24 protein-coding genes are annotated in these 21,076 nt (G+C 68.8%); 16 read left to right on the forward strand and 8 right to left on the reverse strand.

Annotation, left to right across the window (positions count from 1 at the left end; translation table 11 throughout):
• Window positions 1–63 precede the first annotated feature (63 nt).
• Window positions 64–774: a phosphonate metabolism transcriptional regulator PhnF gene (phnF, locus tag GVY41_RS02845; protein ID WP_161343879.1), complete on the reverse strand. Its 711-nt coding sequence runs from the start codon at window positions 772–774 to the stop codon at window positions 64–66.
• A 133-nt stretch (window positions 775–907) separates the two neighbouring features.
• Here phnF and phnG point away from each other — a divergent pair, with 133 nt between their 5' ends.
• The 8 genes from phnG to phnN all read left to right on the forward strand — a co-directional run bounded on the left by phnG (window position 908) and on the right by phnN (window position 7,068).
• Window positions 908–1,384: a phosphonate C-P lyase system protein PhnG gene (phnG, locus tag GVY41_RS02850; RefSeq protein WP_161343877.1), complete on the forward strand. Its 477-nt coding sequence runs from the start codon at window positions 908–910 to the stop codon at window positions 1,382–1,384.
• Window positions 1,384–1,953, forward strand: a complete 570-nt coding sequence (phnH, locus tag GVY41_RS02855) for a phosphonate C-P lyase system protein PhnH (protein ID WP_161343875.1) — start codon at window positions 1,384–1,386, stop codon at window positions 1,951–1,953. The genes phnG and phnH overlap by 1 nt, the downstream gene beginning before the upstream one ends.
• Window positions 1,953–3,041, forward strand: a complete 1,089-nt coding sequence (locus tag GVY41_RS02860; RefSeq protein ID WP_161343873.1) for a carbon-phosphorus lyase complex subunit — start codon at window positions 1,953–1,955, stop codon at window positions 3,039–3,041. The genes phnH and GVY41_RS02860 overlap by 1 nt, the downstream gene beginning before the upstream one ends.
• Entirely contained in the window at window positions 3,034–3,891 is an 858-nt protein-coding gene (locus GVY41_RS02865) for an alpha-D-ribose 1-methylphosphonate 5-phosphate C-P-lyase PhnJ (protein ID WP_161343871.1), read from the forward strand. The genes GVY41_RS02860 and GVY41_RS02865 overlap by 8 nt, the downstream gene beginning before the upstream one ends.
• Window positions 3,892–4,060: 169 nt before the next feature.
• Window positions 4,061–4,831, forward strand: coding sequence for a phosphonate C-P lyase system protein PhnK (phnK, locus tag GVY41_RS02870; RefSeq protein ID WP_161343869.1), 771 nt, complete (start codon window positions 4,061–4,063; stop codon window positions 4,829–4,831).
• Between the two features lies 1 nt (window position 4,832).
• Window positions 4,833–5,789, forward strand: coding sequence for a magnesium transporter CorA family protein (locus GVY41_RS02875; protein WP_161343867.1), 957 nt, complete (start codon window positions 4,833–4,835; stop codon window positions 5,787–5,789).
• Between the two features lie 17 nt (window positions 5,790–5,806).
• Complete coding sequence (gene phnL / locus GVY41_RS02880) at window positions 5,807–6,511, forward strand: phosphonate C-P lyase system protein PhnL (RefSeq protein ID WP_170301104.1); 705 nt, start codon at window positions 5,807–5,809, stop codon at window positions 6,509–6,511.
• Complete coding sequence (gene phnN / locus GVY41_RS02885) at window positions 6,511–7,068, forward strand: phosphonate metabolism protein/1,5-bisphosphokinase (PRPP-forming) PhnN (RefSeq protein ID WP_161343865.1); 558 nt, start codon at window positions 6,511–6,513, stop codon at window positions 7,066–7,068. Before phnL ends, phnN begins: the two co-directional genes overlap by 1 nt.
• Here phnN and GVY41_RS02890 read toward each other — a convergent pair.
• Complete coding sequence (locus GVY41_RS02890; protein ID WP_161343863.1) at window positions 7,050–7,739, reverse strand: DUF1045 domain-containing protein; 690 nt, start codon at window positions 7,737–7,739, stop codon at window positions 7,050–7,052. The genes phnN and GVY41_RS02890 overlap by 19 nt on opposite strands.
• Window positions 7,740–7,875: 136 nt before the next feature.
• On the opposite strand from GVY41_RS02890, the gene GVY41_RS02895 reads away from it, so the two are divergent.
• On the forward strand, window positions 7,876–9,024 hold the full coding sequence (locus GVY41_RS02895; RefSeq protein WP_161343861.1) for an alpha-D-ribose 1-methylphosphonate 5-triphosphate diphosphatase: 1,149 nt from the start codon (window positions 7,876–7,878) through the stop codon (window positions 9,022–9,024).
• Between the two features lie 129 nt (window positions 9,025–9,153).
• Window positions 9,154–10,071, forward strand: coding sequence for a CehA/McbA family metallohydrolase (locus GVY41_RS02900; protein ID WP_161343859.1), 918 nt, complete (start codon window positions 9,154–9,156; stop codon window positions 10,069–10,071).
• 16 nt (window positions 10,072–10,087) lie between these two features.
• Here GVY41_RS02900 and ureG read toward each other — a convergent pair whose 3' ends face one another.
• The 6 genes from ureG to speB all read right to left on the reverse strand — a co-directional run bounded on the left by ureG (window position 10,088) and on the right by speB (window position 14,232).
• The gene (gene ureG, locus GVY41_RS02905; protein ID WP_161343857.1) at window positions 10,088–10,699 is read right to left on the reverse strand and encodes an urease accessory protein UreG; all 612 of its coding nucleotides are present in this window, start codon (window positions 10,697–10,699) and stop codon (window positions 10,088–10,090) included.
• Window positions 10,700–10,739: 40 nt separating this feature from the next.
• The gene (locus GVY41_RS02910) at window positions 10,740–11,396 is read right to left on the reverse strand and encodes an urease accessory protein UreF (protein ID WP_161343855.1); all 657 of its coding nucleotides are present in this window, start codon (window positions 11,394–11,396) and stop codon (window positions 10,740–10,742) included.
• Between the two features lie 8 nt (window positions 11,397–11,404).
• On the reverse strand, window positions 11,405–11,965 hold the full coding sequence (gene ureE, locus GVY41_RS02915) for an urease accessory protein UreE (protein ID WP_161343852.1): 561 nt from the start codon (window positions 11,963–11,965) through the stop codon (window positions 11,405–11,407).
• Between the two features lie 176 nt (window positions 11,966–12,141).
• On the reverse strand, window positions 12,142–12,360 hold the full coding sequence (locus tag GVY41_RS02920; RefSeq protein ID WP_161343850.1) for a DUF1127 domain-containing protein: 219 nt from the start codon (window positions 12,358–12,360) through the stop codon (window positions 12,142–12,144).
• Window positions 12,361–12,616: 256 nt separating this feature from the next.
• Window positions 12,617–12,928, reverse strand: a complete 312-nt coding sequence (locus GVY41_RS02925) for a hypothetical protein (protein ID WP_161343848.1) — start codon at window positions 12,926–12,928, stop codon at window positions 12,617–12,619.
• A gap of 341 nt (window positions 12,929–13,269) precedes the next feature.
• Window positions 13,270–14,232: an agmatinase gene (speB, locus tag GVY41_RS02930; protein ID WP_161343846.1), complete on the reverse strand. Its 963-nt coding sequence runs from the start codon at window positions 14,230–14,232 to the stop codon at window positions 13,270–13,272.
• Window positions 14,233–14,355: 123 nt separating this feature from the next.
• Here speB and GVY41_RS02935 point away from each other — a divergent pair, with 123 nt between their 5' ends.
• The 6 genes from GVY41_RS02935 to GVY41_RS02960 all read left to right on the forward strand — a co-directional run bounded on the left by GVY41_RS02935 (window position 14,356) and on the right by GVY41_RS02960 (window position 21,076).
• A complete protein-coding gene (locus GVY41_RS02935) occupies window positions 14,356–15,330 on the forward strand; it encodes a TDT family transporter (RefSeq protein ID WP_161343844.1) in 975 nt (324 codons plus the stop codon).
• 287 nt (window positions 15,331–15,617) lie between these two features.
• A complete protein-coding gene (gene guaB, locus GVY41_RS02940) occupies window positions 15,618–17,066 on the forward strand; it encodes an IMP dehydrogenase (protein WP_161343842.1) in 1,449 nt (482 codons plus the stop codon).
• 53 nt (window positions 17,067–17,119) lie between these two features.
• Window positions 17,120–17,692: a sugar O-acetyltransferase gene (locus tag GVY41_RS02945; RefSeq protein WP_229725919.1), complete on the forward strand. Its 573-nt coding sequence runs from the start codon at window positions 17,120–17,122 to the stop codon at window positions 17,690–17,692.
• Window positions 17,693–17,988: 296 nt separating this feature from the next.
• On the forward strand, window positions 17,989–19,425 hold the full coding sequence (locus GVY41_RS02950) for a mannose-1-phosphate guanylyltransferase/mannose-6-phosphate isomerase (protein ID WP_161343840.1): 1,437 nt from the start codon (window positions 17,989–17,991) through the stop codon (window positions 19,423–19,425).
• Between the two features lie 43 nt (window positions 19,426–19,468).
• Entirely contained in the window at window positions 19,469–20,635 is a 1,167-nt protein-coding gene (locus GVY41_RS02955) for a nucleotide sugar dehydrogenase (RefSeq protein ID WP_161343838.1), read from the forward strand.
• Between the two features lie 174 nt (window positions 20,636–20,809).
• Complete coding sequence (locus GVY41_RS02960) at window positions 20,810–21,076, forward strand: spike base protein, RCAP_Rcc01079 family (protein WP_161343828.1); 267 nt, start codon at window positions 20,810–20,812, stop codon at window positions 21,074–21,076.

Below are 21,076 nucleotides of genomic sequence, written 5' to 3' on the forward strand. Positions count from 1 at the left end.
ATTCTGTGTCGCCCGCATGACACAGCGCCTGCAACCTGAACGATACTGCCGCTTTTGCGCCCCTCAGTCCGGCGCAACCGTCAGCGTCACCCGGTCGCCCGCAAACCAGGTATGCCCGTACTCGACCGGCTGCCCCGCGGCATCGACGTTGATGGCGACGGATCGCAGGATCGGGTCACCCTCGCGGATGCGCAGATGCAGCGCCTGCGTGGCGGTGGCACGCTTGGCGGTCAGCCGGGTTTCGGCGCGGGTGTAATCGGCCAGCCCCTCAGTCGCCAAGGCCTGCGTCACCGACTGCGTTTCGCGCAGCACCCCGATCAGCCCGGGAAAGCGTCCCGCCGGAAAGACGGACCGGAACACTGCAAGCGGCACCCCATCGGCCAGCGAAATCCCCTCATAGACATGCACCTGCGCGGCCTCGGGCAGCTCCAGCGCCTCGGCCTCGCGCGCCCCGGCCTGCCTTGTGTCCAGCAGCAGCACCTCGCGCGCCGCGCTGCGGCCGGATGCGGCAAGGTTCTGGTGGAGCCGCGTGCGCCGCCCCAGCGGATAATCCACGGGGCGCCCCGCCACGAACACCCCTGCACCGCGCCGCGCATGGACCAGGCCGGCCTCGGCCAGCGCCGCCAGCGCCCGGCGCACGGTATGGCGGTTGACCCCGAAGCGCGCCGAGAACTCCGCCTCGGACGGCAGCTTGTCCCCGGGGGCGTAATGTCCGGCGGCGATTTCGGCGGTCAGTGTTTCGGCGATCGAGGTCCAAAGGGCGGTGCGGGACATGTCATCAAATCTTCATTGAAACGGGGTTGTGCGACTCGGGGGGTACGGCTAATCACTTGTCTAGTTGTATAAATAAATCGACAGGTCGGCAAGATGTCTGGTCTGCACCTAGCCCCCTAATCACGAGATGCAAATGCCCGACTTTGCTTTTCCCCACCGCGACCTGCCGCCGACAGGCCAAGGCGACCGTCCGCAGTGGATGGGCCTGCTGGCCAAGGCGCGGCCAGAGCGTCTGGCGGCGGCGCTGGCGGGGCTGGACCTGCCGGCGCATGACTGGGCGAGGGCGCCCGAAACCGGCGCGGTGATGGTGCGCGGCCGCATGGGCGGCAGCGGCGCGCCGTTCAACCTTGGCGAGATGACGGTGACGCGCTGCGCGCTGCGCATTGCCAGCGGCGAGATCGGCCATGCCTATGTGCAGGGCCGCGACAAGGCCCATGCCACCCGCGCCGCGCTGGTCGATGCATTGATGCAGGGGCCGCGCGCCGCGGAGCTGCGCGCCGCGGTGCTGGAGCCGCTTGCGGCGGCGGCTGCGGCAGACCGCGCCGCCCGCGCCGGCAAGGCTGCGGCGACGAAGGTGGATTTCTTCACGATGGTGCGGGGGGAAGACTGATGGATGCTGCATCCCTGTCCGGCGGCTTCGCCGACACGGCCCGCGAGGCCGCCCGCGCCTTCCGCGCCAGCCTTGACGCGATGGCGCGCCCCGGCACCCTGCACACGGTGACCGGCGCCCTGCCGCCCGCGCCACTGTCGCCCGCCGCCGGGGCGCTGATCCTGACGCTGGCCGACACCACCACCGGCGTCCACCTTGCGCCCTCGCATGACGTGGCAGCGCTGCGCGACTGGATCACCTTCCACACCGGCGCGCCGCTGGTCGGGCCCGAGGCTGCGGTGTTCGCCGTGGGGACCTGGGCTTCCTTGCAACCGCTGGACCGCTTCCCCATCGGCCGCGCCGATTACCCCGACCGTTCTGCCACGCTGATCGTCGAGATGCCGGCGCTGGCCGCCTCCGGGGTGCGGCTCACCGGGCCGGGGATCAAGGAGACGGCGCAGCTGTCACTGCCGGAAACCGAAGCCTTCTTGCAAAATGCGCAACGCTTCCCGCTCGGGCTCGATTTCTTCTTCACCGCCGGTGACCAACTGGCGGCCCTCCCCCGCACCACCAAAGTGGAGCCGAACTGATGTATGTGGCGGTAAAGGGCGGCGAGCGCGCCATCGACAATGCCCATGCCTGGCTGGCCGAGGAGCGCCGCGGCGATCCTTCGGTGCCCGAGCTTGGCGTGGCGCAGATCCGCGAGCAGCTGGCGCTGTCGGTCAACCGGGTGATGGCCGAGGGCTCGCTCTACGATCCCGATCTGGCCGCGCTGGCGATCAAGCAGGCGCGGGGCGACCTGATCGAGGCGGTGTTCCTGATCCGCGCCTATCGCACCACGCTGCCCCGCTTCGGCGCCTCGCAGCCCGTGGACACGGCGGCGATGGACTGCCTGCGCCGGGTGTCGGCCACCTTCAAGGACGTGCCGGGCGGGCAGGTGCTGGGGCCGACCTTCGACTACACCCACCGCCTGCTGGACTTCAAACTGATGGCCGAGGGCGAGGCTCCTGTTGCGCCCGGCGAGCCGGTCGAGCCCGCTCCTGTGCCCCACGTCACCGGCTTCCTCAACCGCGACGGCCTGATTGAGCAGGAACCCGAGTCCGATGCCGCCCCCGGCGACCTGACCCGCGAGCCGCTGGAGCTTCCGGCCAGCCGCGCGCTGCGGTTGCAATCGCTCGCGCGCGGGGATGAGGGGTTTGTGCTGGGGATGGCCTATTCGACGCAGCGGGGCTATGCGCGCAACCATGCGTTCGTAGGTGAGCTTCGCATCGGAACCTGTTGTATCGAAATGGAAATCCAGGAACTCGGCTTCGCCGTGGAGATCGGTGAGGTGGAGTTGACGGAGTGCGAAACCGTCAACCAGTTCAAGGGCTCGAAGACGGAACCCCCTCAGTTTACAAGGGGTTACGGCCTGACCTTCGCGCAGAATGAACGCAAGGCCATCTCCATGGCCCTCGTCGACCGCGCCCTGCGCTGGCGCGAGCTTGGCGAGGACGACTCCGGCGCCCCGGCGCAGGACGAGGAATTCGTGCTGATGCATTCCGACAACATCCAGGCGACCGGGTTCCTCGAGCATATCAAGCTGCCGCATTACGTCGATTTCCAGTCGGAGCTGGAGCTGGTGCGCAAGATCCGGGCCGAGGCGATTGCGGCGAACAAGGACGCTCCCGATGTCTGATTACAACTTCGCCTATCTCGACGAAGAGACCAAGCGGATGATCCGCCGCGCGATCCTGAAGGGCGTGGCGATCCCCGGCTATCAGGTGCCCTTCGCCAGCCGCGAGATGCCGATGCCCTATGGCTGGGGCACCGGCGGCGTGCAGGTGACCGCCGCCTGCCTGACGCCCGAGGATGTGCTGAAGGTCATCGACCAGGGCGCCGACGACACCACCAACGCCGTGTCGATCCGCAAGTTCTTCCAGCTCACCGCGGGGGTAGAGGTGACCGAGGCGACGGCCGGGGCAAGCCTGATCCAGACCCGCCACCGCATCCCCGAGGCTGCGCTGACCGAAGGCCAGATCGTGGTGTTCCAGGTGCCGATCCCCGAGCCACTGCGGTTTTTGGAACCGCGCGAGACCGAGACGCGCAAGATGCATGAGCTGGAAGAATACGGGCTTATGCATGTGAAGCTGTACGAAGACATCGCCCGCCACGGCCAGATCGCCACCGCCTATGCCTATCCGGTGAAGGTCGAGGGGCGCTATGTGATGGACCCCTCGCCGATCCCGAAATTCGACAACCCGAAACTGGACGGCTCGCCGGCGCTGATGCTGTTCGGGGCCGGGCGCGAGCAGCGGATCTATGCGCTGCCGCCTTATACCAAGGTCGTCAGCCTCGATTTCGAGGATCACCCGTTCGAGCCGTCGAAGGCCGACCATGACTGCGACCTCTGCGGGGCCAGCGACACCTATCTGGATGAGGTGATCGTGGACGATCAGGGCGGGCGGATGTTCGTATGCTCCGACACCGACCATTGCCGCTGCCGCCGCGAGGCGGGGCATGTGGGCAGGTTGGGGGTGGCAGCGTGATGATCCACCTCCTTCCTTCTCCTCTGTTTCCCGGACCGCTTGCGGTCCGGACCGCGCCCGCCCGCCCGCAAAGACGTTTCTGCGCGGGCGCGGTTCCCGCTCCCGCCTCGGTCGGGCGCGGTCCTCTGTCGTGCTCGCACCCCACACTCGAAGTCAGAAAGGCCGCCCGATGACCCCGCTCCTGCAAGTCCGCGGCATCGAGAAGCGCTATGGCGCGCGGATCGGCTGCACTGGCGTTTCCTTCGACCTCTACCCCGGCGAGGTGATGGGGATCGTCGGCGAAAGTGGCTCGGGGAAGTCGACGCTGCTGTCGTGCCTCGCGGGGCACCTCGCGCCCGACCAAGGGCAGGTGATCTTCGACACGCGGGCCAAGGGTCCGGTGGATACAGTGACGATGGCCGAGCCCGAGCGCCGGATGCTCGCCCGCACCGACTGGGCCTTTGTCCACCAGAACCCGCGCGACGGGCTGCGCATGGGCGTGTCTGCGGGCGGCAATGTCGGCGAGCGGCTGATGGCCGTCGGCGCGCGCAACTATGGCCAGATCCGCAGCAGTGCCGAGGACTGGCTGGGCCGGGTCGAGATTGCCGCCGACCGCATCGACGACCGCCCCGCGGCCTTTTCCGGCGGGATGCAGCAGCGCCTGCAGATCGCCCGCAACCTGGTGACGGGCCCGCGGCTGGTGTTCATGGACGAGCCGACCGGGGGCCTCGATGTCAGCGTGCAGGCGCGGCTGCTGGACCTGCTGCGCGGCCTTGTGCGGCGGCTGGGGCTGTCGGCGGTGATCGTCACGCATGACCTTGCGGTGGTGCGGCTTCTGGCGGATCGTCTGATGGTGATGAAAGGCGGCCTTGTGGTGGAGACCGGGCTGACCGATCAGGTGCTGGACGATCCGCAGCATGCCTACACGCAACTTCTGGTCTCCTCGGTGCTGCAGGTCTGACATGATCCATGCCTATTCCCCCGGGGCCAGCGGCCTTGACCGGCTTGCCGAAGGTGCCCCGCTGGAGGGCGCGCTGTGGATCGACCTCGATTGCCCCTCGGCTGCCGAGGTGGCGCGGATGGCGGCGCTTGGCGTCAGCGTGCCGACGCTGGAGGATATGCAGGAGATCGAGGTTTCGAGCCGGCTTTACCGCGACGGGGGCAGCGACGTGATGACGGTGGTGCTGCCCGGCCTGTCCGCGGCCCATGCCCCGGTCGAGGGGCCGGTGACCTTCCTGCTGTCGCCGGCGCGGCTGGTGACGGTGCGCCACCATGCCCCGCACCCGTTCGAGACCTTTCCGGCCCGGGCGGGCGGCGGCGTTGCCGGCTGCGCCACGCCCGAGCGGATCTTCATTGGCCTTGTCGATGAGAATATCAGCCGCCTCGCCGATCTGCTGGAGGCGGCCGGAACCGCGCTGACCGGCGTCATGGCGGGGGTGTTCGGCGGCAGCGGGGCGGCGCCCGCCGCGCTGCAGGCCACCTTGCAGCAGGTGGGCCTGCAGGGCGAGTTGCTGGGCCGCGTCCGCCTGAGCCTTTTGACGCTGGAACGGGCGCTGTCCTTCTACGCCCAGGGGCAGGAGACGAACGCCCCCGCCGAAGAGCTGACCGGAGTGATCGCTGGCGCGCTGCGCGATATCGAGGCGTTGGCGGTTCATGCCGATTTCCTGTCCAGCCGCGTGGCGCTGGCGGTGGATGCGACGCTGGGGATGATCAACCTGGCGCAGAACGCCACGGTGCGGGTGCTGTCTGTGGTGGCGGCGCTGTTCCTGCCGCCGACGCTGATCGCCTCGATCTACGGCATGAACTTCAAGGCAATGCCGGAGCTGAGCCAAAGCTGGGGATACCCCTTCGCGCTGATCCTGATGCTGGGATCGGTGCTTGTGACCTACCTGTTCTTCAGATGGAAAAAATGGCTGTGAAGCCGCTTGAGGATGCCATGACCGATCCTGTGACCGATCCCGTGATCCACCTTGAGGGTGTTGCCAAGACCTTCACCCTGCACAATCAGGGCAGCGCCGTGATCCCGGTGATGGAGGGGGCAGAGCTGTCGGTGCATGCCGGCGAATGTGTGGGCCTGATCGGCGCCTCGGGCGCGGGGAAGTCGACGCTGATGCGGATGATCTGGGGGAACTACCTTGCCGCTGCGGGCACGATCCTGGTGGCGGGCACCGACGTGGCGAAGGCCGAACCGCGCGAGATCCTGGCACTGCGGCGGGGGCGGCTTGGCTATGTCAGCCAGTTCCTGCGGGTGGTGCCGCGGGTGCCGACGCTGGATGTGGTGGCCGAGCCGCTGCTGGTGCTGGGGGTGCCCGAGGCCGAGGCACGGGCGCGGGCGGCCGACCTGCTGGCGCGGCTGCGGATCCCGGAGCGGCTCTGGTCGCTGTCGCCCACCACCTTCTCGGGCGGCGAGCAGCAGCGGGTCAACATCGCCCGCGGCTTTGCCCATACCTGCCCGGCGCTGCTGCTGGACGAGCCGACCGCGAGCCTAGATGCGGCAAACCGCGAGACGGTGCTGGGGCTGATCGAGGAGGCCAAGGCGCGGGGGGCGGCGATCATCGGCATCTTCCATGACGAGGCGGCGCGGAGCCGGGTCTGCGACCGGGTGGTGAACGTGTCGGATTTCACCCCGAAGGCGGCGTGATGAGTTTGGGCAGGGCATTCGCCGTCGTGGGCCCCTCCGGCTCCGGCAAGGACACGCTGATCGCGGCGGTCGCGGACCTGCCCGGCCTGCACCTCGTGCGCCGGGTCATCACCCGCCCCGAATCGGCCGGGGGCGAGCCCTCCGAAGGCGCCACCGAGGCCGAATTCGCCGCCCGCGCCGCTGCGGGCGCCTTCGCGCTGACATGGCAGGCGCATGACCTGCATTACGGCATCCCCGCCAGCGCGGTCGCCGCGCAGCAGGCGGGGGCGACCGTGCTCTTCAACGGCTCCCGCGCCATGCTGGCGCAGGCGGCCGAGGTCTTCCCCGGGCTCAATGTGCTGCTGGTGACGGCAAGCCCCGAGACCCTCGCAGACCGCCTCGCCACCCGCGGCCGCGAATCGCGCGAGGACATCGCGGCGCGCCTCGCCCGGGCGCAGTTCGACCTGCCGCCCGGCCTGCCGGTGATCCACATCGACAATGATGGCGCGCTGGAGACGGCGGCCGAGGCGATGCGGGCCGCGCTTCAGCCCGCCACCCTTCAACCGGACAAGGCGTAGCGATGCAGGATATGGAAGCGCCCGTCACCAGCCTCGCCGAACAGGCAGATATCACGGATCACGAACGGCCTCGGCAGCAGCGGCGCCACCACCGGCGCCAGCAGCGCCTCCAGCGCCCGCGCCTCATCGTCGGGCAGCGCGCCGGTCAGCGTCAGGTGAAAGCGGAATTCCTGCATCACATAGGGATAGCCCCAGCGGTCCAGCAGGTCCTTCTGCGCATCGGTCAGCCGCGCGCTTTGCCGGCGCATCATCGCTTCGGGCGTCAGCGCCGCGCGGTAGGGGTCGAGGTCCTGCACCGCCTTGGCAGCCAGCGCCTCCAGCCCCGAGGTGTTCCCCGTCGGCACCAGCGCCAGGAACCCGCCCAGCCGGTGCAGCGCCAGCCCGTCCAGCGTGACGGGCGCCAGGCTCTCCGCCAGCCGCTCCACCGCGCCGTGCAGGCCGGTGGCACTCGCGCCCTCCACCAGCCGGAACGGCGGCTTCAGCGTGCCGTGGAAGCCGTATTTGCGCGGCGTATCGGTCAGCTCCGCCACCGGGCGCGGCAGGCCCGGCAGCGGCGGATGCTCGCGGTCAATCCCGCGCGCCGCGTCCCAGCCCAGCCAGGCCGCGCCGAATTCGGCCAGCGAGCCCGGCTCCGGGGCCCAGTAGATTGCATATCGCTGGAAGTCTTTCATGCGCCCTCTCATAGTGCCGCCGCGTCTCGGCTATGTGACACGGGCAGGCCGCCCGTTGAAGCCGCTGCCACGCCCATCAGCCGCAACCCGCCGATGCCCCACAACCCTTACGTGCAGACCGACCAAGGACCAGACCATGACCGAAACCATTCTCGCCAATGCCACCCTCGTGCTGCCGGATCGGACGCATTCCGGCAGCCTCTGCCTCAAGGACGGGCGGATTGCCGAGATCGGCGCGGGCACGGCCGTCCCCCCCGGTGCCATCGACTGCGGCGGTGACTTTCTGGCCCCGGGCCTGATCGAGCTGCATACCGACAACCTCGAACGCCATATCCAGCCGCGCCCCGGCGTCGACTGGCCCCATGCCGCCGCGATCATCGCCCATGACGCGGAACTCGCCGGCACCGGCATCACCACGGTCTTCGACGCGATGCGCGTGGGATCGATCTCCAAGGGCACCGAGCAGGGCGGCGACTATGCCAAATACGCGCGCGGGCTGGCCAGCGAGCTGCTGGAGCTTCGAGGCCAGGGGGCGCTCCGCATCAGCCATTTCCTGCATCTGCGCGCCGAGGTCTGTTCCGAAACCCTGATCGCCGAGCTCGATGAGTTCACCCCCGAGGACCGCGTCGGCATCGTCAGCCTGATGGACCACACCCCCGGCCAGCGCCAGTTCCGCGATGTCAGCAAGCTGGCGCGCTATGTGATGGGCAAGCATGGCATGTCCGAGGCCGGCTTTGCCGAGCATGTCGCGCGGCTCAAGGGCTTGCGCGACACCTTCGGCGACGCGCATGAGGCGGCGGCGGTCGCGGTCGCCCGCCGCCTCGGCGCCACGCTCGCCAGCCATGACGACACCACCGAGGAACAGGTGATCACCTCCGCCTCCTACGGCATCCGTCTGGCGGAGTTCCCGACCACCGAGGAAGCCGCTCGCGCCTGCCACGCCTATGGCATCCAGGTGATGATGGGGGCGCCGAACCTGATCCGCGGCGGCTCCCACTCCGGCAATGTCGCCGCCCGCGATCTGGCCGAGGCGGGGCTGCTCGACATCGTCTCCTCCGACTACGTCCCCGCCGCCCTCCTGTCGGCGGCGCTGATGCTCGGCGACATCTGGGACGACATGGCCCGCGGGATCGCCACCGTCACCGCCGCCCCGGCCCGCGCCGCCGGGCTCGAGGATCGCGGCCGCCTGATCCCGGGTGCCCGCGCCGACCTGATCCGCTTCACCCGCGCCGGCGCCACCCCCGTGCTGCGCGAAACCTGGGTGCAGGGCCGCCGGGTCGCCTGATCCTGCCGCCTGACCCTTCGTGCCAGCCTGCGTCTTCAGACCTTTGCCTTTTCCAAACATCCTCGGGGGGTCCGGGGGGCAGAAGGCCCCCCGGCGTCCCGCAGGCCCAGCCTCAAAGGATCGCCCCTGATGCAAGACGTCTTCACCGCCCCCGGCCGCTTCTACCGCGGCAACCTGCACACCCACTCAGACCGCTCCGACGGCGTGCTGACCCCCGAGGAGGTCTGCCGACGCTACCGGGCCGAGGGTTATGATTTCCTCGCCCTCACCGACCATTTCATCGGCATCTACGACTATCCCATCGTCGACACGCGCCCGTTCCGCGCGCCCGGCTTCACCACGCTGCTGGGGGCCGAGCTGCATTCCGGGCCGATGGCGAATGGCGATCTGTGGCATATCCTCGCCGTCGGCCTGCCCGAGGAGTTCGCCCCCGGCAACGCCCCGCATTTCCGCGCCGTGCCGGGGCAGGAGACCGGGCCCGAGATTGCCGCCCGCGCCGCGGCTGCCGGCGCCTTCGTCGCCGTCGCGCATCCGCATTGGTCGGGGCTGACGCTGGAAGACGCGCGCAGCCTCACGGCCGCCCATGCGGTCGAGATCTACAACCACGGCTGCCATACCGGGGCCGATCGCGGCGACGGCTTCGTCATCGCCGATCTCTTGCTGTCCGAAGGCCGCCGCCCCAGCCTGATCGCCACCGATGACGCGCATTTCACCGAGCCGGACCATTTCGGCGGCTGGGTGATGGTCAAGGCCGAGGCGAATGAGCCGGAGGCTTTGCTGGCGGCGCTGAAGGCGGGGATGTTCTATTCCAGCCAAGGCCCCGAGATCCGCGGCATCGACATCACCAAGACGACGGTGGAGGTGCAATGTTCGGCCGCCGTCACGGTGATCGTGCAGGGGCAGGCGACAGCGGCGGTCGCGGTCAACGGCCAGTCGATGACCCGCGCCAGCATCCGCCGCGACCGCTTTGCCGCCTCGCCCTGGCTGCGGGTGACGGTGATCGACGCCGCCGGGCGGCGGGCCTGGTCGAACGCCTATTGGGTGTGAATGCGGGGGCGGGCGCCTACAGCCCGCCCTCCTTCAGCACGAAGGCGACGATTTCGTCCACGCCGCGCCCGGCCCTGAGGCTCGCCATCACATAGGGGCGCTGCCCGCGGGCGGCGCGGGTGTCGGCCTCCAGCAGCACCGGATCGACGCCGACATGCGGCGCGAGGTCGATCTTGTTGACCACAAGCAGGTCCGACCGCGTGACGCCCGGCCCCTTCTTGCGCGGGATGTCCTGCCCGGCGGCGGTGTCGATCACGTAGATCGTCACATCCGCCAGCTCGGGCGAAAACGTCGCCGCCAGATTGTCGCCGCCGCTCTCGATCAGCACGATGTCGAGATCGGGGAAGGCGCCGCGCAGGTCGGCGATGGCGGCGAGGTTGATGCTGGCATCCTCGCGGATCGCGGTATGCGGGCAGCCGCCGGTCTCGACCCCGCGGATGCGCTCGATCGGCAGCGCCTGCGCGCGCATCAGGTATTCGGCATCCTCGCGGGTGTAGATGTCATTGGTGACGACGGCGATGGAAAAGCGGTCGCGCAAGGCCCGGCACAGCTGTTCGGTCAGCGTGGTCTTGCCGGCGCCGACCGGGCCGCCGATGCCGATGCGGAGCGGGCCGTGGGGGCTTGTCATGGTTCATCCTCTTTGTGAAGAACGCCTTGCAACTTATTGATTAAGTTCGGAAGATGCGGACTTCCATCCCCTCATGCGCCATTGCCGCCATGTCCGATCCAAACCCGGCGCTGCCCAGATCGTCGAGGCCCGCTGTTGCGGCCCAATTGGCGATGCGAGAGATCACCGGATGCAGCGCCGCCAGCACCTGCTGGCCCTCGGTCTGGCCCAAAGGCACGAAGCGCACCGCCCCCTGCACGAGGCTGGAGGCGAAGCTGTGCAGATACAGCGCCAGCACCCGCTCCACCGGCAGGCCAAGCCCCGCGGCGGCGCGCCCCACCGCGACCGGCAGCGGCGCGGGGGGGTGGTCCGCGCAAAGCAGCGCGTTGGTGGCGAGGGTGAAGGCGCGGCCCTGTTCCAGCGTCTCGGTCAGGCGTTCTTTCGCAGGGGCCAGCGCGCCCGCATAGGCGGCCAGCGCCGCGTGGTCGGCGCCGGGGGCCAGCGCCAGCGCCAGCAGCACCGCGTCGCTGCGGCCCGAGCCGTGGGCGATCACATCCGCCAGCCAGCCCTGCAGGCCGGCGGCGTCCGCGACCAGCCCGGCCGAGATCGCCCATTCCAGCCCGTGCGAATAGGCATAGCCGCCCACCGGGAAGGCGGGCGAGAGCCATTGCACCAGCGTCATCAGGGCGCTGTCGGGGGCCAGAGCCGCTTCAGCCATGGGCCGCCTCAGACATCCAGCGGCACGTCGTCGGGGTCATCCCCCGGCGCGCGGCTGACATGGACATGGACGTGGCGGTGACCGGGCTCATGGCCGTGGCCGTGGTCCTGCGCCGCCTCGGACCCATGGTCATGCCCCATCGTGCGGCCGTGGCCATAGGCGCCGCCCTCGGGCAGGAACGGCTCTGTCACCTCCTGCAAGCTGGCGCCAAGGCCGGCCAGCATTCCGGCCAGCACATGGTCCTGCGCGATCAGCAGGCGGGCGGGTTCGATCTGGCAGGGGGTGTGGCGGTTGCCGATATGCCAGGCAAGGCGCGGCAGGTCCGGGCCGGTGACCTCGATCAGCGGCTCGGGCGCGGCGCGCACGCCGATCAGCGTGCCGTCGGACAGGGCGAAGGCGTCGCCCTCATGAAGGCTGGTGGTTTCGGGCAGATCGACCAGAAAGCTGGTGCCGCCCTCGGTCGTCAGGCGTTTGCGGCGCAAGAAGCGATCCGCATAGCCGAGCGTGACAAGATCCGCGGTCTCGCGTCCGGCCCCGCGCAGGACCTGATGTGTGTGTAATCCTGTCATGTCGTCTCTCCTTCGCATCCGCCCCGCGGCTGTGCATCGCCCCGGCTGGGCCGGTGATGACAGCAAACGCAGGGGCTGGGAAGGGGATCGTGCGCCACAGGCAGGCGCTGCGCAAGGCCGAGATCGGGGCATCAAGGCGCGCGAGGTGTTTCGCGCGCCAACTGCTCCCGGACCCTTCAGACGTACATCTTGTCGCGGAAGACGTGATGCACGATGCCGTCGCGGGTCAGGCCGAGCTTTGCCAGTTCGGCATCGCTCAACGCGTCCAGCTTGGCGATCTGGTCCGAACGGGACTGGCGTTCGGCGTAGCGCGCGAAGGCGGCGCCGATGCGGGCGAGAAATGCCTTGAAGCCGGTGGTGGGGGTGAACGTGTCGTGATGTGCAGTATAGGCCATGGAAGCCTCCGGGATATGTCGTCAGGATCTCCTGCCCTGCGCCAAGAAGTAGACCCGGGGGGGCGCGCCAACAACTGACAGATCCGCAATGCCGCCATGCAGCAAGTGGGTAAGGGGTGCTGACCATCCCGCCCGCCCGGCTTTGCCTTTTCCAAATATCCTCGGGGGGTGAATTGGCCGGCACGGCCAAGAGGGGGGCAGACGGCCCCCCTTCTGCCGCCCGCTCAGCCGTGCGCCGCCTGTCGAGCCGCGCTGGTCAGCAGCGATAGGCGGTGGCCCGGATCTGGTAGACATCGGTGCCGGGGGTGACCTTCTCGAAGACCACGGTATTGGCGCCGGCGGCGATGGCGTCTTCCTTGATCTTGTTGCGGGCATAGCGGAGGCCCTGTTCCGCCAGCAGCGGGCCATAGACGCCGGGGGTCATCGAGATGTTGCTGACATAGCTGCAGGCGGCGACGTCCTGCGCCTCGGCCTCGCGGATGCCGGGAACGCCGACGAAGCCGGGATCCTGCGAGCAGGCGGCCAGAAGGGGGAGGGCGAGAAGCGGGAGGGTGGGGAGGCGGGTCATGGCTGCAATCCTCATGAGCGGCGCGCTTGCTGGGGCCTTTGGGCGCATGATGCGCGGGATGGGGGTTGCGGGCAAGGGTGGGGGCAGGGTTCGGGCGCCGCGACAAGCAGGTTTCGGCGCATGGGCGGGACGGTTGCCTTCCAGAATTTCGGCCGTCGACGAAATTCTGATGTGCCCGCCCCCCCGTGGCGGGCACATACGTGCCCACCGGGGCGGACACCTCAGAATTTGGAACCCTTCGGACCAAGCTTCACCCCCCTTGCCCTGCGGCTTGCGCCTCCGGGCAACCGACGCGGGTGACTTGCCACTGGCAAGTCACCTGATCGCGCCGGAAGGCAAGGTCAGCCCCTTTGCTGGCGGGCGTGGAAGATGAACCCCAGGAAGTTCAGCAGCACCTGCGCGGCGAGGATCGCGGTCGATCCGCTATGGTCGTAGTCCGGCGCGACCTCGACCAGGTCGATCCCCACGATGTCATGCGCCTCGGCGGCGGCCTGCAGGATCTCCAGCACCTCGTAATACAGGAACCCGCCATGGCTGGGGGTGCCGGTGCCGGGCGCGATCGAGGGGCAGAAGCCATCGATGTCGATGGTCACGTAGAGCCGCGCGCCCTTTGGGATGCGGGCCAGAACGGCATCGGTCCCCAGCTTGCGCACCTGCCGCACCGACAGGAAATCGCCGCCCATGGCGCGGGCGGCGTCGTAGCCGTCCTTGGCGGTGGAACTCACGTTGCGGATGCCAAGCGCGGTGATGCCGGTGACATGGGGGCGCTCGGCGGCGCGGCGCATCGGGTTGCCATGGCCATGCACGACGCCGTGGCGGATATCGACGAAATCGAGATGCGCGTCGATCTGCAGGATGTGGATGGGGCCCTGACCCTCGAACGCCCGGATGCAGGGGATGTTGATGGAATGATCGCCGCCGATCACCACCGGCAGCGCGCCTGCGGCCAGCATCGCCCGCACCCCGGCCTCGATATTGGCATGGCTGGTTTCGGTATCGGTATGGACGATGTCGGCATCGCCGATATCGACGATGCGCACGTCGCCTCCCAGATAGGTCGCGTCATCCTCATGGTCATAGGCGCCGGCATGGCCAAAGCTGAAGAGGGTGCTGGCCTCGCGCACCGCCCGAGGGCCAAAGCGGGCGCCGGCGCGGAACTGGGTGCCGAAGTCGAAGGGCGCGCCCATGACCGCGACATCGGCCTCGATCCGGTCCCAGTCAGCGACATAGGGCCGCTTGCCGAAGGTGGCGATGCCGACGAAGGGCAGGTTCAGCCGCCCGGTTTCATAGCCATGTCCGCTCATCGCAGGGTCCCCAGTGTCGCACCCCGCCGCCCGGGATGCATTTCGGGGGTGAGATTTCCCGAAGCCGGGCGTAGATGCAAGGCAAGGCGGGCCGTGACGGGCCGCATCTGATGGAGAGCAGGCATGGCCTTCAAAGCCCCGACCCCGACCCCGCCCGGATTGTGGCGCCGCACGCCGCCGGCGGTGTTTCCGCCGATCCTGGGGCTGCTGGGGCTTGGGCTTGCCTGGCGCGCGGCGGGGCCGGTGTTCGGCGTGCCGGCGGGACTGGGGGAGGCGCTGCTGGGGGCGGTGACGCTGCTGTGGCTGCTGGCGCTGCTGGCCTACGGTGCCAAGATCGCGCGGCGGCCGGGGGTGGTGGCCGAGGATCTGCGGGTGCTGCCGGGGCGGTCGGGTCTGGCGGCGGCGGTGCTGTGCCTTTACGGCTTTGCGCTGGTGCTGGCGCCCTATGCGCCGGAGCAGGCGCGGCCGGTGCTGCTGCTTGCGCTGGTCGCGCATGGGGCGATGCTCGCGGTGTTGCTGCGGGTCATGGCGGGCGGGCCGCCCGAGCAGCGGCAGGTGACGCCGGTCTGGCATCTGCAGTTCACCGGCTTTGTCGTGGCGGCGCTGGCGGCGGTCGCCTTGGGGATGCCGGGGCTGGCGCAGGGGCTGTTCTGGCTGGCGCTGGTGGCGGCGGTTGCGGTCTGGGGCCTCAGCGCCGCGCAATTCGCGAAGGCGCGGGTGCCGGCGCCGCTGCGGCCGCTGCTGGCAATCCATCTGGCACCGGCGGGATTTCTGGGGGCGGTGGCGCTGGGGCTGGGATGGGATCTGGTTGCGGCGGTATTCGCATTCGTCGCGGCGGGGATCTTGCTGGCGCTGCTGGCGGCAGGGCGCTGGCTGACGGCGGCGGGGTTCACGCCGCTGTGGTCGGCCTTCACCTTCCCGCTCGCCTCGGCCGCGGGGCTGTGGCTGGCGCTGGCGGTGGATGAGCCGGGCTGGCTGCTGCCGGGGGGGCTGGCGCTGGTGGCGACGACGCTGGTGATCCCGCCGATCGCGTTCCGGGTGATGAAGATGTGGGCCGCGGGGCAGCTGGCGGTGAAGACCAATGCGGCGGTGGCGTGAGGGGGTGAACGCTTTCTTCCTCGCCCGGAATCAAGGCGCCTTGGCGCCGCCGGGCAGCGCCCGTCCGCCCCCCCGGGCGGGCGCTTTGTGACGTCAGCCCCTAGAAATTCGGTGGGGTATATTGAACCATAAAGCGCCTAGAACCCCTGTTGCTCGCCCACCCGGCGGACGGGCGCTGCCCTCTGATTGCGTAGGCAGAGCACGCCATTTGCCCGATAAGGGCTTGCCATCCCCCCGACACCGTGAAACAGGGAAGCGCCAACGAAAACTCCCCGAACGAGGTTCCCATGGAGATTCGAGAGGCGCTCACCTTCGACGACGTTCTGCTGGTTCCGGCTGCATCTTCGGTGCTGCCCTCCGATGCCGATACCTCGACCTTCGTGACCCAGGCCATCCGCATGAACATTCCGCTGCTGTCCTCGGCGATGGACACGGTGACCGAGGCGCGCATGGCGATTGCCATGGCCCAGGCGGGGGGGATCGGCGTGATCCACCGCAACCTTGGCGTGGAAGAGCAGGCGCGCGAGGTGCGGCGGGTCAAGCGGTTCGAGAGCGGCGTGGTCTACAACCCGATCACCCTGACCGCGGGCCAGACCGTCGCCGATGCCAAGGCCCTGCAGGAACGCTACAACGTCACCGGCTTTCCGGTGGTGGACGCGCGGGGCCATGTCGTCGGCATCGTCACCAACCGCGACATGCGCTTTGCCTCTGATGACCGCACGCCGGTCAGCGTGGTGATGACCTCGGACAACCTGGCGATGGTGACCGAGCCGGTGCAGCTGGACGAGGCGAAGAGCCTGATGAAGGCGCGGCGGATCGAGAAGCTGCTGGTGACCGACGGCCGCGGCAAGCTGACCGGCCTCTTGACGCTGAAGGACACCGAGAAGGCCGTGCTGAACCCCCATGCCTGCAAGGACGACCTTGGCCGCCTGCGCGTTGCCGCCGCGACCACGGTCGGGGATGCGGGATACGAGCGCAGCCAGGCGCTGATCGACGCGGGCGTGGATATCGTGGTGATCGACACCGCGCATGGCCATTCCGAGGGCGTGGCGCGGGCGGTGGCGCGGATCAAGGCGTTTTCCAACCATGTGCAGGTGATTGCCGGCAACGTCGCCACCGCCGAGGCGACGCGGGCGCTGATCGATGCCGGGGCGGATGCGGTCAAGGTCGGCATCGGCCCGGGCAGCATCTGCACCACGCGGATCGTGGCGGGCGTCGGCGTGCCGCAGCTGACCGCGATCATGGATGCGGCGGGGGCGGCGGGCAATTACCCGATCATCGCCGATGGCGGCATCAAGTTCTCGGGCGATTTCGCCAAGGCGATTGCGGCAGGCGCCTCTTGCGCGATGGTCGGCTCGCTGATCGCGGGCACCGATGAGAGCCCGGGCGAGGTGATCCTGTATCAGGGGCGGTCCTTCAAATCCTATCGCGGCATGGGCAGCCTGGGCGCGATGGCGCGCGGATCGGCCGACCGCTATTTCCAGAAGGATGCCGCCAGCGACAAGCTGGTGCCCGAGGGGATCGAGGGGCAGGTGCCCTACAAGGGCTCCGTGTCCGCCGTGGTCCACCAGATGGTCGGGGGCCTGCGCGCCGCGATGGGCTATACCGGCTGCCGCACCGTCGAGGAGATGCGCGGCGGCTGCAGCTTCGTTAAGATCACCGGTGCCGGGCTGAAGGAAAGCCATGTGCACGATGTCCAGATCACGCGGGAAAGCCCGAACTACCGGCTTGGGTGACGCGGGTGGGGCGGCTTCGCGCTGCCCTCGCCTTGGTGGAGGGGAGAGACGCCGTGGCGCAGAGCGAACAGGAAAAGATGCTGGCGGGCGAGATGTACGACTCGTTCGACCCGGCTCTGGTGTTGGCACGGGGCCGGGTGCGCCACCTCTGCCAGGCGCTCAACGCCTCGCGCGAGGGCGAGACCGGGCTGCGCCGGCAGCTGTGCCGGGAGATTTTTGGCAAGGGTGGCGAGTCGGTCTGGATGCAGCCGCCCTTCCACTGCGACTATGGCAGCAACATCGAGCTTGGTGAGCGGGTGTTCTTCAACTTCAATTGCGTGGTTCTGGATGTCTGCAAGGTCGTCATTGGCGACTATTCGCAGTTCGGGCCGGGGGTGCAGATCCTGACGCCGATGCACCCGCTGGATGCGGCCCTGCGGCGCAAGCAGGAATACGGCCAGCCCGTCAGCATCAGTGCCGATGTCTGGGTCGGCGCCGGCGCGCTGATCCTGCCCGGCGTGACCATCGGCGCGGGCACGGTGATCGGCGCCGGCAGTGTGGTCACACGCGACGTCCCGGCCGGCGTCCTTGCGGCGGGCAATCCCTGCCGCGTCATCCGCAACATCGCCCTGGTCGACCGGACGTAGCGCCGCCGCTTTGGTTGCGACCAGGCCTTGGCCGATAGCAGCTTGCCGATTCTCGCGCAGGCGGGGCTGGTGCGGCATCGCAGGCATCGCAGGCATCGCAGGCATCGCAGGCATCGCAGGCATCGCAGGCATCGCAGGCATCGCGGTGCTTTGGTGATGGCAAATTGGCTGATCTTTGCCACAGTGCTTCCCCGCGGAGGCCGGCCGGGTGGGATAGGGCTTGTTTGCACCTGCAGAAACTTTAGTCTGCACCCGATGCAGACGCGCGCTGCGCGGATTTCACAAGGCGGATTGTCATGTCGATTACTCCGGTGCTGTTGTGTGGCGGTTCGGGAACGCGGCTCTGGCCGTTGTCCCGCAAGAGTTTTCCCAAGCAGTTCGTGAAGCTGGTCGGCGAGGAGACGCTGTTTGCGGCCTCGGCGCGGCGGCTGTCGGGGCCGGGATTCGCGGCGCCGGTGGTGGTGACGGGATCGGATTTCCGCTTCATCGTGACCGAGCAGCTGGCCGAGGCAGGAATCGATCCCGGCGCGATCCTGATCGAGCCCGAGGCGCGCAACACCGCGCCGGCGGTGCTGGCGGCGGCGCTGCATCTGGCGGCGGCCGATCCCGAGGCGATCATCCTGGTGGCACCCTCGGACCACGTGATCCCCGATGCGGCGCTGTTCCGCAGCGCGGTGACGGCGGGCCTTGTGGCGGTGGCGCAGGGCAAGATGGTGACCTTCGGCATCACGCCGGGCCATGCCGAGACCGGTTATGGCTATCTTGAACTTTCCGGAACCCCGGAAGGCGATGGGGCTGCGGTGCCGCTGACCCGGTTCGTGGAAAAGCCGGATGCGGCGCGCGCGGCCGAGATGGTGGCTGCGGGCAACTTCCTGTGGAACGCGGGGATCTTCCTGTTCGCGGCGAAAGACATGATCGCGGCCTTCCGCAGCCATGCCCCGGCGCTGCTGGCGCCGGTCGAGGCGGCGGTGGCGGCGGCGAAGCCCGATCTGGGCTTCCTGCGCCTTGATCCGGCCGCTTGGGGCGGGGCCGAGGATATCTCGCTGGATTACGCGGTGATGGAGAAGGCCGAGAACCTGGCCGTGGTGCCGTTCACCGGCGCCTGGTCCGACCTGGGCGGCTGGGATGCGGTCTGGCGCGAGGGTGCGCAGGCGGCGGGCGGCGTCGGCAGCAGCGGGCCGGTGACGGCGATCGACTGCGAGGACGTGCTGCTGCGGTCGGAATCCGAGGGGCTGGAGGTCGTCGGCATCGGGCTGAAGAACATCTTCGCCATCGCCACGCCCGATGCGGTGCTGGTCGCCGACATGAGCCGGGCGCAGGATGTGAAGGCGGCAGTGGCGGCGCTGAAGAAGAAGGGCGCCAAGCAGGCCGAGGCCTTCCCCCGCGACCACCGGCCCTGGGGCTGGTTCGAGACGCTGGCGCTTGGCAACCGCTTCCAGGTGAAGCGGATCGTGGTGCATCCGGGCGCGGCGCTGAGCCTGCAGAGCCACTTCCACCGGTCCGAGCACTGGATCGTGGTCGAGGGCACCGCGAAGGTGACCATCGACGAGAGCGTACAGCTGGTGACGGAAAACCAGTCGGTCTATATCCCGCTTGGCGGCGTGCACCGGATGGAGAACCCCGGCAAGGTGCCGATGGTGCTGATCGAGGTGCAGACCGGGACCTATCTGGGCGAGGACGATATCGTGCGCTATGACGATGTCTATGCGCGCGGGCAGGGGGCCAAGGGGTGATGCCGACCCGGGCGGGCCGCATCAACGGACGAAGGATCGGATCATGAAGATTGCCATCGCGGGCCTCGGCTATGTCGGCCTGTCCAACGGGCTGCTGCTGGCGCAGCACAACGAGGTCGTGGCGCTGGATGTGGTGCCGGACAAGGTGGCGCTGGTGAATTCCGGCCGCTCGCCCATTGTCGATGCGGATTGCGAGGCGTTTCTGGCGCGGGGGGATCTGAACTTCCGCGCCACCACCGATCCGGCCGACGCCTATGGCGGCGCGGATTTCGTCATCATCTCGACGCCCACCAACTATGACGTGGCGACCAACCGCTTCGACACCAGTTCTGTCGAGGCGGTGGTGCGCAAGGTGATGGAGGTCGCACCCGATGCGGTGATGGTGATCAAGTCCACGATTCCGGTGGGGTATACCCAGTCGGCATCCTTGGCGATGGGCACCAAGAACCTGATCTTCAGCCCGGAATTCCTGCGTGAAGGCAAGGCCTTGCACGACAATCTTCATCCGTCGCGGATCGTGGTGGGCGAGCGGTCGGAGCGGGCGGAGCGCTTTGCCGCGCTGCTGCTGGAAGGCGCGCTGGACAAGGACGTGCCGGTGCTGTTCACCGATCCGTCCGAGGCCGAGGCGGTGAAGCTGTTCGCCAACACCTTCCTGGCCATGCGGGTCGCGTTCTTCAACGAGCTGGACACCTATTCGGTCGCGCGGGGCCTTGATGCGCGGCAGATCATCGATGGGGTCAGCCTCGATCCGCGGATCGGCAGCCATTACAACAACCCCTCCTTCGGCTATGGCGGCTATTGCCTGCCCAAGGATACCAAGCAGCTGCTGGCCAATTACGACGAGGTGCCGCAGGTGATCATCGGCGCCATCGTCGAGGCGAACCGCACCCGCAAGGATTTCATCGCCGACCAGATCGTGGCGCGCAAACCGCGCGTGGTCGGCATCTACCGGCTGGTGATGAAGGCGGGGTCGGACAACTTCCGCCAAAGCTCGATCCAGGGGATCATGAAGCGGGTCAAGGCCAAGGGCATCGAGGTCATCGTCTATGAACCGGCGCTGGAGGCGGAGGATTTCTTCAACTCGCGGGTGATCCGGGACCTGGACGCCTTCAAGGCCGAGGCGGATGTGATCGTGGCCAACCGGGCGGCGCCGGAACTGGCCGATGTGGCCGACAAGGTCTACACGCGCGACCTGTTCGGCGCCGACTGATCGCAGCTTTCCGGCTTTGCGACCGACGCCCGGCCCGATGTGGCCGGGCGTTTTCGTGTTGCGCGGGGCGGATGGGCAGCGCGCGCCCCGGCAAGGGCATCTTCAGCAGCCGCGGCTAGAGAGGGAGCCAACCTCTTGAGCACAGCCGCGCCCTACGCGCAGAAGGAACCCATCATGTCCGATCCCTTCAAGACCCGCGCCCCGTCGCTGAACGGCCCCGCCACCGACCTGATCCCGGTCACGCCGTCGGATGGGGCCGATCTGCCGGTGGTGGCGGTCGCGCTTTATGTCGAAGGCAGGGGCGCGGTGCGCTTTGTCTCGCAGGCCGGGCAGACCCGCACGGTGACGCTGCTGGATGGCGCTATCCTGCCGGTGGGGGTGCGCCGGGTGCTGGCCACGGGCACTACGGCGACGGGCATTCACGGCCTGGCGCTGGTGTAG

Origin of the sequence: Frigidibacter albus (assembly GCF_009908165.1) — a bacterium.
Lineage (GTDB): Bacteria > Pseudomonadota > Alphaproteobacteria > Rhodobacterales > Rhodobacteraceae > Frigidibacter > Frigidibacter albus.